Here is a 13819-nt window from a genome sequence, read left to right as displayed (position 1 = left end):
GGGCCGACCGTCCATCCGCTCGAACCGGTGGGACCGGACCTGCTCCCACCACGTCCCCGCCGAAGGAGTGATCCGCGTGGAGGGGTGGAGCATCGTCCGCCTGCTCGTCGTCGCCGTGTCGTCGGTCCTCGCCGCCTGTGCCCTGAACCTGCTGACGGAGGCGGCCGCCCGGCTGCCCCTGGTCCGCCGCCGGGCCGAGGCGGCACCACCGCTCCTGCGCGCCTGCCGGCCGCCCCTGCTCGCCGCGACCACCTGCGGACTGCTGCTCGCCGGCGAACCCTGGACCGGCACCACCCCGGCGGTGCACGGTGCCGTCCGCCACCTCCTCGTGCTCGCCGCCCTCGCATCCTGCGCCTGGCTCGGGGCACGCCTGATCTCCCTGGCCGCCGAGGGCGCGCTGCGCCTGGCCGTCCGCCGGCACGAACCGGGCTGGGCAGGCCGGGCCCGCACCCAGGTCGGACTGCTGAGCCGGATCTGCCAGGCAGCCCTGACCGTCGTGGCGCTGGCGGCCATGCTGATGACCTTCCCGGCCGTCCGCGGGCTGGGCACCAGCCTGCTGGCCTCCGCCGGGCTCGTGGGCCTGGTGGCCGGCATCGCGGCGCAGAGCACCCTGGCCAACCTCTTCGCCGGGGTGCAGATGGCCTTCGGCGACCTCGTCCGGCTCGGCGACGTCGTCGTGGTCGGCGGCGAGTGGGGCACGGTCGAGGAGATCACCCTGACCTCGGTGGTGGTCGCCACCTGGGACCAGCGGCGGCTGGTGATGCCGATGTCCTACTTCGCCGGCCGGCCGTTCGAGAACTGGTCCCGTCGCACCACCCGGATCACCGGCACCGCGCTGCTCCACCTCGATCCCGGCACGCCGGTCCCCGAACTGCGGCGGGAGTTCGAGGGCTTCCTGGAGAAGAACGAGCTCTGGGACGGCGAGGGCAGGGCGCTGCAGGTGGTCGACACGACGCCGACCACCATCGTGGTCCGCGCCCTGATGACCGCCGCCGACGCCGACGACGCGTTCGAGCTCCGCTGCCAGGTCCGTGAGCACCTGCTGGCCTACCTGGTCGAGCGCCATCCCGCCGCACTCCCCCGCCTGCCGGTGGCACCGGCCCCCGGCTCCGGGAACGACGGCCGGCTCGGCGACCGACCGGTTTCACCAAAGCATCACACTGCCAGGGCACATCCCTTCGCCGATCCGGGGTAAAGCGGTTCGAGCCGACGCGGAACCGATGAAAGGACTGACATGGCTGCGCCCAGTGATGCTCTCCTCGCCCACGTCCCCACGGTCGTCCCCAGCCAGGCCCGACCGGAAGGCGGTACGGCGGTCACACTCCGTACCGCGCCGATGCCCGGAGCACCCGCGCTGCCCGACGCGGCCGTCCTGCCCGAGATGCCCGCGATGCCCGAAGATCCGACCGAGGTGGCCCCGGCCGACGCGCGGGAGCTGACCCGGGCCCTGCTCCGGCGCCTCGACGCCCTGGACGAGGGCACCCCGGAGTACTCCTACGTCCGCGGCACGCTGGTCGAGCTGAACATCTCCCTGGTCCGGTTCGCCCTGCGCCGGTTCTCCTCCGTCCACGAGCCCCAGGAGGACCTCCTCCAGGTCGGCACCATCGGCCTCATCAAGGCGATCGACCGGTTCGACCACGGTCACGGGGTGGAGTTCACCACCTTCGCCCTGCCGACCATCCTCGGCGAGATCCGGCGGCACTTCCGCGACACCACCTGGGCCGTCCACGTGCCGCGCCGGCTCCAGGAGCTCAGGCTGAGCCTCGCCAAGGCGCAGGACCGGCTCTCGCAGCGCCTCGACCGCGCACCGACCGTCGCCGAGCTCGCGGAGCACCTCTCGCTCACGCCGGAGGAGGTCATCGAGGGGCTCACCGCCGCCAACGGCCACTCGGCCGGCTCGCTGGACGTGGCGGCCGACCCGGACGACGACCGCCGCGGCACCGCCGCGCACCGGCTGGGCGGCGAGGACACGCGGCTCGAACTGGCCGAGAACCTCATCGCGCTGAAACCGCTCATCGCCGAGCTCCCGGAACGCGACCGCCTGCTGCTCTCGATGCGCTTCACCGAGGAGCTCACCCAGTCCCAGATCGGCACGCGGCTCGGGGTCTCCCAGATGCACGTCTCCCGCCTGCTCAGCCGCGTCCTCAGGCAGCTCCGCGAGGGCCTCGGCCAGGAGTGAACCGCCATCCGCCCGCCCGCTCCGCCCGCCGGCACGACGCGGAGCCGGTTCCCCGGCCGCCCGCGCCCTGGCTGACGGCCCCTCATCCGCGTATGGTCACGAAGCAGCACCCGGAGGGAGCCCGGACGGAGGAGGCACCTGACATGTCGGTCGAGGATGAACGGCACCAGTCCGCCGCCCCGGCGTCCGCGACACCCGTCGCGCCGGGCGTGGACATCCGGCACGACGGCGCGCGGGCGGCCGTCTGCGCACTGAGCGGCGATCTCGACATCGACAGTCTCGGCCCTGCCGAGCAGGCCCTGCGCCTGCTCGTCGAACAGCGGCCGGAGCGGATGGTGGTGGACCTGAGCGATGTGGTGTTCTGCGACTCCTCCGGCCTCAATCTGCTGCTCAAGACGCGGCTCGCCGCCGCGACCGCGGACATCGACTTCCGGCTCGCCTCGCCCTCGCCGCAGGTCACCCGGCTGCTGGAACTCACCGGTGCCGGCGGCGTGTTCTCCATCCACGACTCGGTGAGCGCGGCACTGACCGGGTGAACGCCCGGGGGCGGCGGCCCGGGGGGAGAACCGGGTGGCCGCCCGAGGAATAGCCCGGCACGTCCCGGGAAAGACGACCTCTCATCAGCCGCGCGCGCGAAAGGGGTGAACCGCGTATGACGGCGAGCCGGGGCGCCCTCGACGGCAGCCGACCCGACGCCGGACCGCCGGCGACCGGCCAGCGACGGCGACTGCACCTGGCCGGACTTCCCAAGCCGGTCGCCCGGTCCCGTGCGTTCACCGGTGGGGCGCTCGCGGACTGGGCCTGGTTGCGCCCCGAGGACGGGGCCGATCCCGACGTCGTCGAGGACGTCCTGCTGCTGGTCTCCGAGCTGGTCGCCAACGCGATGCTGCACGGCGGCGGCCCGCTGGAGCTGGTGCTCGACGCCTCGGACGCCCGGCTGCGGATCGAAGTCAGCGACGGATCCCCGGCGCTGCCCGAGCCGCGCCGGCCGCACCTTCCCGGCCTGCCGGGCGGGCACGGGCTCTTCATCGTGCAGCGGGCGGCGGACCGGTGGGGTGCCACGCCGTGCTCCCGGGGCAAGGCGGTCTGGGCGGAGATCGACACCCGACGGCTGGTCCCCGCCTCCGGCTGACCCCGGTCCCGGGCTGCGTTCCCGCTCCGGGCACCCCACCCTCCGGCCCGGGACGCCGTCTCCGGGCCGGAGGGCCGCCGCGCGCGGGCGGGTGGCGCGCGGGCACACGCGGGTGGCGTGGACGAACTGCTGCCGGTGGCACCGGATTCAGGCCCACTCCCCGACATGGATCCGCGGATCCGGGGCAGCCGAGGTCACGGACGCCGCCGGAACAAGGTCCGGCGGCCGAGCGACGAGAAGGAGACGACAGTGAGCGACGTCAACATCTGGCAGTTCCGCGCCACCTCCGGCTACGTCACCGATTCCGACCTGGTGGACTTCCGCGTCGAGGCGACCGATGGGCACATCGGCCGGATCGACCGGCTCTCCGAGGAGGCCGACGCCCGCTATCTCGTGGTGGACACCGGTCCGTGGATCTTCGGCAAGCACGTGCTGCTGCCGGCCGGCACGGTCATCCAGGTCGACTTCGAGAACCGCAGGGTGTACGTCGACCGGACGAAGGACGAGATCAAGAACGGCCCGGAGTTCGACCCCGACCGCCACGAGGGTGACACCGGCTACCGCGAGCGGTACACCGGGTACTACGACCCCTTCTACGGCGGTCCGATCATCTGAGGTCACCGGAGTCCCCTGCCCCCTGCTCCCGGGTGCCGCCCGGAGGCAGGGGGCACCCGTGCCGGGCGGGGAAGCGGAGAAGCGGAGAGACCGAACGGCCGCCCGCCGGGCCCTCGTGGGCCTGGCGGGCGGCCGTTCGGACCGAGTGGCGACGGGTCAGGAGGTGGAGGCCCGCTCGGCGGCGCTGCGCTCGACGCAGAACTCGTTGCCCTCGATGTCGAGCATGGTCACCCAGCCCTTGCCGTCCGGGGTGCGCTGGTCGTCGTGGACGGTGGCGCCCAGTGCCAGCAGGCGCTCCACCTCCTCGTCCCGGGTGCGGTCCTGCGGCTGGAGGTCGAGGTGGATGCGGTTCTTCACCGTCTTGCCCTCGGGCACCCGGATGAACAGCAGCGCGGCACCCGGCGACTCGACCAGCGCCTCATCGTCCCCCGGGTTGTCGTCCTCGCTGACCTTGCTGTCCAGCACCTGCGCCCAGAACCCGGCCAGGCGGAAGGCGTCGGCGCAGTCGATCGTCACATGTCGTACAAGAGAAGCCATGCGCGTCACTCTGACGCCGTTCTCCCTCCCGGTCCAGTGCTTAACCTCCCGGTCCAGTGCTTAACCGGGCGCGGTGCGGGTGTGGAGGTGGCCGTCCAGCGGGAACTCCGGCGGGCGGGCCGGGAGAACGGACGCGAACCGGTACCCGGTCTTCTCGGCCACCCGGCAGGAGGCCGTGTTGTCCACCTGGTGCAGCAGGTCGAGCCGGACCAGCCCGTCGGCGGCGAAGGCCGTGAACGCCCAGCCGGTGACCGCCTCCAGCGCCCGCGGCGCCACGCCCCGGCCCCGCGCGTCGGCCGCCGTCCAGTACCCCACCTCGGCGGACGCCCCGCCGGGCGTGCCGCGCTTGAGCACCACGTTGGCGACCAGTTCGGCGGGGTGCCCGGCCCGGGGCTCCAGAACGGCGAAGCTGTACCGGTCGCCGTCCGCCCAGCCGCGGTACTGGACGTCGAGCCAGCGGGCCGCCTCGTCCACGTCGGTCACCGGGATCCGGGTGAAGCGGCGCAGCGTCTCGTCCCGGTAGACCTCCACCAGGGCGGACGCGTCCTCGTCCCGGAACGGCCGCAGCAGCAGGCCCCCGGCGGCCGGGAGTCCGGCCAGGGCCGTCACTTCTTCAGCCCCTCCCAGCCCCAGCGCGGCGTCGGGCCCGGGTCGCCGAGGTCCGCGCCGACGGGCGCCGCCGACACGTCCTTGGCGATCTTCGTGCCCCAGTCGAAGTACTCCAGCACCCGCCGGCGCAGCAGCTCGTCGTCGGGCAGCTCCTTCTGCACCGCGGCGCCCATCAGCTCCATCCAACGACCGCGCTGCTCCTCGGTGATGGCGAGGCCGAGGTGCGTGCGGAGCAGCGCCTGGTGCCCGCCCAGCTCGGCGGTGAAACGGGCCGGGCCGCCGAAGATCTCGCCCAGCCAGACGGCGACGTGCTCGATGTGGGTGGTGGTGAAGTTCGCGAAGACCGGCGCCAGGACCGGGTCGGCGAGGACTCCCTCGTAGAAGGTGTTGCTCAGCCGGCGGAGCCCCTCGATGCCGCCGACGGCGTCGTACAGGTTCTCGGACCGTTCGTCACTCATGCGTGTTCTCTCCCCGTGGGTAGGTGCGTTGGCACCTTCCTAACAGCACCCGGCGCCGTTCGCGTCCCCTCCCGGCCCCCTGTTCGCGCCCGGCACAGCAAGTGGAGGGGGCGGTTCCCGCTCCCGGCCCGCGCTCGCGCTTGACCTTGACACTGGCGGCAGGGTCGGAGGCTCTCCGCATGAACGCGAACGAGAGCAACCGGCAGGAAACCCCGCAGGATCGGCCGTCCCGGGTCGTCCTGGTCACCGGCGCGGGGACGGGGATCGGGCGGGCCACCGCGCAGGCCTTCGCCGCGCAGGGGCCGGAGGTCGCGGTGGTGGCGGTCGGGCGGCGGCCCGGACCGCTGGCGGAGACGGCGGGAAGCCACCCCGGGCGGATCCACCCGATGGTCGCGGACGTCACCGGGGCCGACGCGCCGGAGGCGGTCGTGCGCGAGGTCCTGGAGCGGCACGGGCGGCTCGACGTGCTGGTCAACAACGCCGGGATCGTCCGCAGCGGCGCCGTCGGCGGCCTCACCAGGGACTCGGTCGAGACCCAGCTCGCCACCAACCTCACCGCCGCCGTCCTGCTCGGCCGGGCCGCACTGCCGCCGCTGGAGGCGAGCCGCGGCGTGATCGTCAATGTCACGACCAGCGTCGGCCAACGGGGCTGGCCGGGCAACTCGGTGTACGCGGCCAGCAAGGCTGCGCTGGAGTCGGTCACCCGTAGCTGGGCGGTGGAGCTGGCGCCGCGCGGCGTCCGGGTGGTGGCGGTGGCGCCGGGGGCGATCGAGACGCCGATCGGCGAACACTCCGGGCTCGGCGCGGAGCAGCGGGAGGCCGTCCGGCGGTGGCAGATCGCCCACACCCCGCTCGGGCGGATCGGCCGGCCCGCCGAGGTGGCCTGGGCCGTCACGCAACTCGCCTCCCCGCAGGCCTCGTTCGTCACCGGAGTAGTCTTGCCGGTGGACGGCGGCGCCGTCGTGGGGTGAGGCCGGTGGCAATGCCGGGAACGGTGGGAACGCCGGGAACGGTGGAGGGGCGGGGAGCGGTGCTGATCGGAGAGCTGGCCCAGGTGACGGGCAGTACGGCCCGGGCGTTGCGCCACTACGAGCAGGCCGGGCTGATCGGCTCCTCCCGCGCCGCCAACGGCTACCGGGAGTACGACGAGGCGGCAGCCGTGCGGGTGCGCAACATCCGCTCCCTGCTGGCCGCCGGACTCACCCTGGAGGACGTCCGGCTCTTCCTGCCCTGCCTGGACGGGGACGTGCTCGCCAAGCCGCCGTCGCCGGCGGCGCTGCGGATCGCCCGGGAGCGGCTGTCCGTGCTGGAGCGCCGGATCGCCGCGCAGACCGAGGCCCGGGACCGGCTGGTCGCGGCGCTGGCGGTGGCGGAGGGGGCGGTCGTGGACGGGGCGGCGACGCCGGCCGCGGGGGCGGCCGCAGGGACGGTCGCCGCGGCGGGCTGAATCCCGCTGTCCGTCCGGGTGACACCCCCGACCGGGGGTGTGCAGGGGGCGCCGGGCGGAGGACAGTGGGCGCATGCAGATTCCACTCTCCGTGATGGACTTCCTCGACCGGGCCGAGCTGGTCTACGGCGACCGGGTCGGCATCGTCGACGAGCCGGTGCAACCGGCCGAATCCTGGGGCGAGCTGAGCTACCGGCGGGTCGCCGAACTGGCGCGGGCGCAGGCGGCCGGGCTGGACCGCCTCGGGGTCGGGCCGGGCGAACGGGTCGCGATGGTGTCGCACAACTCGGCCCGGCTGATGACCTCGCTGTACGGCGTGAGCGGGCACGGCCGGGTGCTGGTGCCGGTCAACTTCCGGCTGAAGGCGGAGGAGGTGTCGTACATCGTCGAGCAGAGCGGGGCGTCCGTGCTGATGGTCGACCCCGAACTCGCCGACCCGCTGGCCGGGGTGGCCGCCAAGCACAAGTTCGTGATCGGCGCGGGCAGCGACGCGCTGCTGTACGACTTCGACCACGCGCCGCGCCGGTACGAGATCGGCGAGAACGACACCGCGACGATCAACTACACCAGCGGAACCACCGCGCGCCCCAAGGGCGTTCAACTCACCCACCGGAACGTCTGGCTGAACGCCGTCCTCATGGGCCTGCACTTCGGGGCCAGTGACCGGGACGTCTACCTGCACACCCTGCCGATGTTCCACGCCAACGGCTGGGGCCTGCCGTTCGCGCTCACCGGGCTGGGCGCGCAGCACATCGTGCTGCGGAAGGTGGACGGCACCGAGATCCTGCGCCGGGTCGAGCGGCACGGGGTGACCTTCCTGTGCGGTGCGCCGGCGGTGATCCAGATGGTGCTGGACGCGGCCGCCGACTGGGACGGGCCCGTCCCCGGCCGGGACAGAGTGCGGATCATCGTGGCCGGCGCCCCGCCGCCGACCTCGGTGGTGCAGCGGATCGAGTCCGAACTCGGCTGGGAGTTCATGCAGATCTACGGCCTGACCGAGACGTCGCCGGTGGTGACGGTCAACCGTTCCCGCCGCGAATGGGACCAACTGCCCTCCGCCGAGCGGGCGGAGAAGCTGGTGCAGGCGGGTGCGCCGGCGATCGGCAATCACGTCCGGGTGGACGAGCAGGGCGAGGTGCTGGTCCGCTCCAACGTGGTGCTGGACGGCTACTGGCAGCAGCCGCAGGAGACTTCGGAGGCGATCCGGGACGGCTGGTTCCACACCGGCGACGGCGGCACCCTCACCGACGGCTACCTGACCATCTCGGACCGGAAGAAGGACGTCATCATCAGCGGCGGGGAGAACGTCTCCTCGATCGAGGTGGAGGACTGCCTGTACGACCACCCGGCGGTCGGTGAGGTCGCGGTGATCGGAGTGCCGGACGACAAGTGGGGCGAGACGGTCAAGGCACTGGTGGTGCTCAAGCCCGGCTCCGACGTCGGCGAGGCGGACCTCATCGCGCACTGCAAGCAGCGGCTGGCCGGCTACAAGTCGCCCACCTCGGTGGAGTTCCGGGACGCGCTGCCGCGGACCACCACCGGCAAGCTGCAGAAGTTCCGGCTCCGCGAGCCGTACTGGGCGGGGCGGGAGCGGAACGTCAACTAGCCGCGTCCGGCCGGCCCGGCTCACGGGCTGCTCGGCCCGTCCGCTCCGGTTGCGGACGCCGAGCCCGTGGGCAGCCGGTAGCCGGTCACCGTGAGGCAGGTGAGGCAGGTGAGGCCCCGCTGGGCGGCGATCTCCGGGTTGGTCCGGCAGGTCGCCGCCCAGCGCGGCACCTCGCGGGCGGAGCGAGCGGGGTGGGCGGAGCGAGCGGTGCGACGTGCGTGTTCCGTGGAGTCCGAGGTGACGGCGGCGGGTGCGGCGTAGGGTGCGGGCCGGAGTTACCGGTGAGTCACTACCGGGTCGCCACCGCTACTGCCGCGTACTGCTGTGACATGTGAAGGGGATGCCCATGACGACGGAACCGAAGGAGCCTCGCGCCACGGACGTGCTGACCGGCCTGCTCGACGACCTGCGGGCCGAGAGCGCGGTGCTGGACGGGCTGGTGGCCGGGCTGGAGCCGGAGGGCTGGGCGGCCGACACCCCGGCCCAGGGGTGGACGATCGCGCACCAGATCGCCCACCTGGCCTGGACGGACGACTGGACCGAACTCTCCGCGCGTGACCCGGAGGGCTTCGTCGCGCAGACCGGCCGCGTCTTCGGCGAGCTGCTGGAGGCGGGCCTGGACCCGGTGGACGAGGGCGCCGCGCAGGGGGCGGCCGAGGAACCCGCGGCGCTGCTGGCCCGCTGGCGGTCGGGCCGGGAACGGCTGCTGACCGCCTTGGCCGCGGTGCCGGGCGACGTCCGCCTGCCGTGGTTCGGACCGCCGATGAAGGCCCCGTCGATGGCGACCGCGCGACTGATGGAGACCTGGGCGCACGGGCAGGACGTCGCGGACACGCTGGGCGCGGTCCGGGAGCCGACCGCACGACTGCGGCACATCGCCCATCTGGGGGTTCGGACCATGGGGTTCGCCTTCTCGCTGCACGGACTGCCGGCACCGGAGGCACCGGTCCGGGTGGAACTGACCGCGCCGGACGGCGCCTTGTGGGCCTGGGGCCCGGAGGACGCGACGGACCGGGTGAGCGGGCCGGCGCTGGACTTCTGCCTGCTGGTCACCCAGCGCCGGCACCGGGACGACCTCGCCCTGACCGCCACCGGCGCGACGGCGACGGCCTGGCTGCCGATCGCCCAGGTCTTCGCGGGCGCCCCCGGGAAGGGGCGGGAGGCGGAGTCCGGCGCGTAGGCCGCTGAACGACACACCCGCGTTCTGGCACCACCCCTCGGGCCCCTCCCCCACAAGCCCCGGCGCGGTGCAGTCACCCCCGCGGCTGCGCCGCGCCGGCGGGTCCAGCCCTGGGGCCGCCGCAGCGGCGGCCCGGCCCTACGGCTGCCCGAGCAGGCCGAGGCCGTCGGCCGCCGCCGGGGAGAGCGCCGACGCGGTGAGGCCGGCGAGCGGCATCCACCGGACACCTGCGGTCGACCCGTCGACCTCGTTGACGGCCAGCGGCCCGGGACGGAGCTCGACGCGGTAGAACAGCCCCACCAAGTGCCAGTGCACGCCGAGCCGGTGGGCCGTGTAGCTGCGCGCGTCCACCAACCGGGCACTGCGGAGTTCCAGGCCGGTCTCCTCGTGCAGCTCGCGCGCGAGCGTCTCCTGCGGCTGCTCGCCCGGGTCGATCCCGCCGCCGGGCAGGTGCCAGAGGCCGGGCAGGAAGACCGGTGAGGCCTCGGAGAGTTGCGTCAGCAGCAGCCGCTGCTCCGACGTGGCGATCGCGTACGCCGAAACGCGGGAACGCATCTGCTCACCCAAGGCCTGCCTCCGAAGGTCACGCGACGAACTTCCCCTGGCGGAAGCACTCTTGATCATGAGCCTAGCCACTTCCCCGGCAACCCGGCCTCAGATCCCCAGACGCAGCGGGCCGAGCCGGGTGGCGACCAGGTTGGTGGCGCCGCGGTCGCGTTCGATGTGGCCGTGGACCAGCAGGCCGGCGCGGTCGAGAGCGGTACGGCGCTGGGACTCCCAGACCGGGCGGCTGCAGATCACGTTGATCAGGCCGGTCTCGTCCTCCAGGCTGAGGAAGAGCACCCCGCCGGCCGTCGGCGGGCGCTGGCGGTGCGTCACCAGGCCGCCGACCACCACGGCGGTGCCGGGTGCCACGTCCGGGAGCTGGGCGGCGGTCAGTGCGCCGCCGCGTTCGAGGTGGGCGCGCAGGTGCTGGACGGGGTGGCTGGTGGCGGAGGTGCCGGTCGCCCAGAGGTCGGCGATGGTCTCCTCGACCGGGGTCATCTCCGGCAGCGGCGGCGCCTCGGTGCCGGGGGTGGTGCCGGGGATCAGCCCCGCCGAGACACCGGCGAACGCCCCTGCGGCCCACAACGCCTGACGGCGTCCCAGCCCGAAGCAGCCGAACGCTCCCGCCGTGGCGAGCGCCTCCAGCACCGGCGCGGGCAGGCTCGTCCGGCGGGCGAAGTCCTCCAGGTCCGCGTAGGGCTGTCCGGCCGCGATCGCCTCGGCCTGCGGGGCGCCGATACCGCGGACGGTGTCCAGGCCGAGCCGGATGGCGGGCTGCGGCTTGCCCGCCGTGAGCGGCGGCTTGGGCGTCGGCCCCCGGTACGGTTCCAGGGTGGGCCGCGGCCCGCTGGCGTTGACGTCCACGCCGCGGACCCGCACGCCGTGCCGCCGGGCGTCCGCGATCAGGCTGAGCGGCGAGTAGAAGCCCATCGGCTGGTTGGCCAGCAGGGCACAGGTGAAGGCCGCGGGGTAGTGGTACTTGAGCCAGGCGCTCGCGTACACCAGGTAGGCGAAGCTGATCGCATGGCTCTCCGGGAAGCCGTAGTTGGAGAAGGCCTCGATCTTGGTGTAGACGTCCTCGGCGGTCTCCTCGGGGATGCCGCGCGCGGCCATGCCGCTCAGCAGCCGCTCGCGCAGGCGGGCGACGCGTTCGTGCGAGCGCTTGGAACCCATCGCCTGGCGCAGCTGGTCGGCCTCGGCGGGGCTGAACCCGGCGCAGTCGATGGCCAGTTGCATCATCTGCTCCTGGAACAGCGGAACCCCGAGGGTCTTGCCGAGCGCGTTCTCCATCAACGGGTGCGGGCAGCCGGCCGCTTCGATCCCGGCGCGGCGCCGCAGGTACGGGTGGACGGACCCGCCCTGGATCGGCCCCGGGCGGATCAGCGCGACCTCGACCACCAGGTCGTAGAAGTGGTCCGGCTTGAGCCGCGGCAGGGTGGCCATCTGGGCGCGCGACTCGACCTGGAAGACGCCGACCGTGTCGGCCCGGCGCAGCATCGTGTAGACGCCCGCGTCGTCGTCCGGGACGGTCGCCAGGGTGTACCGCACGCCGTGGTGTTCGGCGATCAGGTCGCAGGTGTCGTGCAGCGCGGCGAGCATGCCGAGGCCGAGCAGGTCGATCTTGACCAGCCCGGCGCCGGCCGTGGAGTCCTTGTCCCACTGCAGCACGGACCGGCCCGGCATCCGGGCCCACTCGGTCGGGCAGATCTCGCCGATCGGCTCCTTGGTGAGCACCATGCCGCCCGAGTGGATGCCCAGGTGACGGGGCAGGCCGTGGAGCTGTCCGGCCAGGGCGAGCACGTCGGCGGGGATGACGGCGTCCGCGCCGGGCGGCGAGCGGAAGTCGCTCTGCCGGCTGAACGCGTCCACCTGCCCCTGCGGGTAGCCGAGCACCCGGGCGGCGTCGCGCAGCGCCAGCCGGGGCCGGTAGGTGATCACGTTGGCGACCTGGGCGGCGTGCTCGCGCCCGTAGCGGCGGTAGACGTACTGGATGACCTCCTCGCGACGGCGGTTCTCGATGTCCAGGTCGATGTCGGGCGGCCCGTCGCGGGCGGTGGAGAGGAAGCGCTCGAAGAGGAGCCTGTAGTGGATCGGGTCGACGGCGGTGATCCCGAGCGCGTAGCAGACCGCCGAGTTGGCCGCCGAACCCCGGCCCTGGCACCAGATGTCCTCGCGGCGGCAGAAGTCGACGATGTCGTGGACGATCAGGAAGTAGCCGGCCAGCCTCAGGTCCTCGATGACGTCCAGCTCCTTGGCGAGCTGCCGGCGGGCGGGCCCGTTGCCGGGGCCGAACCGGACCGGTCCGCCCCGGGCGACCAGCTCGCGCAGATGGCTGATCTCGGTGTGCCCGGGCGGGACGGGGAAGCCGGGCAGCTCCGGGTCGAGTCCGGTGAAGTCGAAGGCGCAGGCGCGGGCCAGGTCGACGGTGGCCTCCCGGACCCCCGGGAAGCGGGCCAGCCGGGCCGCCATCTCCCGGCCCGAGCGCAGGTGCGCGGTGCCGGCCGCCTGCGTCCAGCCCGCCGCGTCCTGCAGGGTGCGGCGCTCGTGCAGGGCGGCGAGGCTCTGTGCCAGCCGGCCCTGGGCCGGGCCGGCGTGGTGGGCGTTGGTGGAGGCGACGGTGGGCAGGCCCAGCTTGGCGGCGAGCGCGGCCAGGGCGTCGTTGCGCAGGTCGTCGCCGGGCAGCCACTGGTCGATCAGCTCGACGTACACGTTGTCGCGGCCGAACGCCTCGGTGAGGGTGTGCAGCCGGTGCTCGGCGTCCCGGCCGGCGGCGAGTGCGGCGGGGACCCTGCCCAGGCGGCAGCCGGTGAGTACCGCCCAGTGGCCGCCGTGCGCGTCGGCCAGCGCCGCGGCGTCGTACGCCGGGCGGCCCTTGGCCCCGCCCGCCAGCTGGGCGGCACTGATCGCCGCGGAGAGGCGGCGGTAGCCGGCCGGGTCGCGGGCCAGGACGAGCAGGTGCTCGGCCTGGCCGTCCCGGCGCAGGGTCAGCTCGGCGCCGAACACCGTGCCGACGCCCGCCTCCCGGGCCGCCTCGGCGAACCGCACCGCGCCGTAGAGGCCGTCGTGGTCGGTGAGCGCGAGCACCTCGACACCCAGCCGGGCGGCCTCGGCGACCAGCTCCTCGGGGTCGCTGGCGCCGTCGAGGAAGCTGAAGGCGGAGTGCACGTGCAGCTCGGCCCAGGCCGGGGCGGTCGGGCCGGTCCGGGCCGTCGGGCCGAACGGCTCGGCGGGTTGTGCGGGGAGGCGGGCCCCGGTGCGGCGGCGCAGCGGGACGACCGCGCCACCCTCCGGGCCCGGGCTGCCGCCGGCCAGGCGTCGGTGCAGTTCGCTCCAGGGGAGCGTGGGATGGCTGGTGAATCCCATCGGGGGTCGTTGCCTTCGGTCGTGCCTGTTCGGTTTCTCCCCCCACTGGCCGGTCGGTTCCTCCCCGGTGGCCGGCCGGTTCTCTCTCCCCCGGTAGGCCCCCCGGTGAGCCGGCCCGTTCCGTTCCCCCCGGTGGCCGGCCGGTCC

At 73.9% G+C, this 13819-nt stretch carries 14 protein-coding genes; 9 read left to right on the top strand and 5 right to left on the bottom strand.

The window, feature by feature from the left end; genetic code table 11:
- Positions 1–76 precede the first annotated feature (76 nt).
- The 5 genes from ACZ3YO_RS02820 to ACZ3YO_RS02800 all read left to right on the top strand — a co-directional run bounded on the left by ACZ3YO_RS02820 (position 77) and on the right by ACZ3YO_RS02800 (position 3926).
- Positions 77–1195, top strand: a complete 1119-nt coding sequence (locus ACZ3YO_RS02820) for a mechanosensitive ion channel family protein (RefSeq protein ID WP_465563908.1) — start codon at positions 77–79, stop codon at positions 1193–1195.
- A gap of 39 nt (positions 1196–1234) precedes the next feature.
- Complete coding sequence (locus tag ACZ3YO_RS02815) at positions 1235–2179, top strand: SigB/SigF/SigG family RNA polymerase sigma factor (protein ID WP_465563905.1); 945 nt, start codon at positions 1235–1237, stop codon at positions 2177–2179.
- A gap of 143 nt (positions 2180–2322) precedes the next feature.
- A complete protein-coding gene (locus tag ACZ3YO_RS02810) occupies positions 2323–2715 on the top strand; it encodes an STAS domain-containing protein (RefSeq protein WP_465563902.1) in 393 nt (130 codons plus the stop codon).
- Positions 2716–2831: 116 nt separating this feature from the next.
- Complete coding sequence (locus ACZ3YO_RS02805; RefSeq protein WP_396319111.1) at positions 2832–3311, top strand: ATP-binding protein; 480 nt, start codon at positions 2832–2834, stop codon at positions 3309–3311.
- A 249-nt stretch (positions 3312–3560) separates the two neighbouring features.
- Complete coding sequence (locus tag ACZ3YO_RS02800) at positions 3561–3926, top strand: PRC-barrel domain-containing protein (protein WP_465563899.1); 366 nt, start codon at positions 3561–3563, stop codon at positions 3924–3926.
- Positions 3927–4082: 156 nt separating this feature from the next.
- On the opposite strand, the gene ACZ3YO_RS02795 is transcribed toward ACZ3YO_RS02800, so the two are convergent.
- From ACZ3YO_RS02795 to ACZ3YO_RS02785, 3 genes are read right to left on the bottom strand one after another with little or no spacing between them, the layout of a single operon-like run.
- The gene (locus ACZ3YO_RS02795; protein WP_465563897.1) at positions 4083–4463 is read right to left on the bottom strand and encodes a VOC family protein; all 381 of its coding nucleotides are present in this window, start codon (positions 4461–4463) and stop codon (positions 4083–4085) included.
- Positions 4464–4523: 60 nt separating this feature from the next.
- Entirely contained in the window at positions 4524–5072 is a 549-nt protein-coding gene (locus ACZ3YO_RS02790) for a GNAT family N-acetyltransferase (protein WP_465563894.1), read from the bottom strand.
- Positions 5069–5530, bottom strand: a complete 462-nt coding sequence (locus ACZ3YO_RS02785; protein WP_465548240.1) for a group II truncated hemoglobin — start codon at positions 5528–5530, stop codon at positions 5069–5071. Before ACZ3YO_RS02785 ends, ACZ3YO_RS02790 begins: the two co-directional genes overlap by 4 nt.
- Before the next feature lie 179 nt (positions 5531–5709).
- On the opposite strand from ACZ3YO_RS02785, the gene ACZ3YO_RS02780 reads away from it, so the two are divergent.
- From ACZ3YO_RS02780 to ACZ3YO_RS02765, 4 genes are all read left to right on the top strand, one after another.
- A complete protein-coding gene (locus ACZ3YO_RS02780; protein ID WP_465563891.1) occupies positions 5710–6501 on the top strand; it encodes an SDR family NAD(P)-dependent oxidoreductase in 792 nt (263 codons plus the stop codon).
- A gap of 59 nt (positions 6502–6560) precedes the next feature.
- Positions 6561–6977 (top strand): MerR family transcriptional regulator, encoded by a 417-nt coding sequence (locus ACZ3YO_RS02775; RefSeq protein WP_465563888.1) that lies wholly within the window; start codon positions 6561–6563, stop codon positions 6975–6977.
- A 73-nt stretch (positions 6978–7050) separates the two neighbouring features.
- A complete protein-coding gene (locus ACZ3YO_RS02770) occupies positions 7051–8583 on the top strand; it encodes an AMP-binding protein (RefSeq protein WP_465563885.1) in 1533 nt (510 codons plus the stop codon).
- A 346-nt stretch (positions 8584–8929) separates the two neighbouring features.
- On the top strand, positions 8930–9763 hold the full coding sequence (locus ACZ3YO_RS02765) for a TIGR03084 family metal-binding protein (RefSeq protein WP_465563883.1): 834 nt from the start codon (positions 8930–8932) through the stop codon (positions 9761–9763).
- 138 nt (positions 9764–9901) lie between these two features.
- Here ACZ3YO_RS02765 and ACZ3YO_RS02760 read toward each other — a convergent pair whose 3' ends face one another.
- Together ACZ3YO_RS02760 and ACZ3YO_RS02755 are read right to left on the bottom strand one after the other, a co-directional pair.
- Complete coding sequence (locus tag ACZ3YO_RS02760) at positions 9902–10318, bottom strand: NUDIX hydrolase (protein WP_465563880.1); 417 nt, start codon at positions 10316–10318, stop codon at positions 9902–9904.
- A gap of 99 nt (positions 10319–10417) precedes the next feature.
- Complete coding sequence (locus ACZ3YO_RS02755; protein WP_465563877.1) at positions 10418–13672, bottom strand: error-prone DNA polymerase; 3255 nt, start codon at positions 13670–13672, stop codon at positions 10418–10420.
- Positions 13673–13819: the final 147 nt, after the last annotated feature.

The sequence above is a fragment of the Kitasatospora sp. NPDC022785 genome (assembly GCF_055561295.1).
Note: the sequence above shows the minus strand (reverse complement) of the source record. Positions and strands in the feature narration are given on the sequence as shown.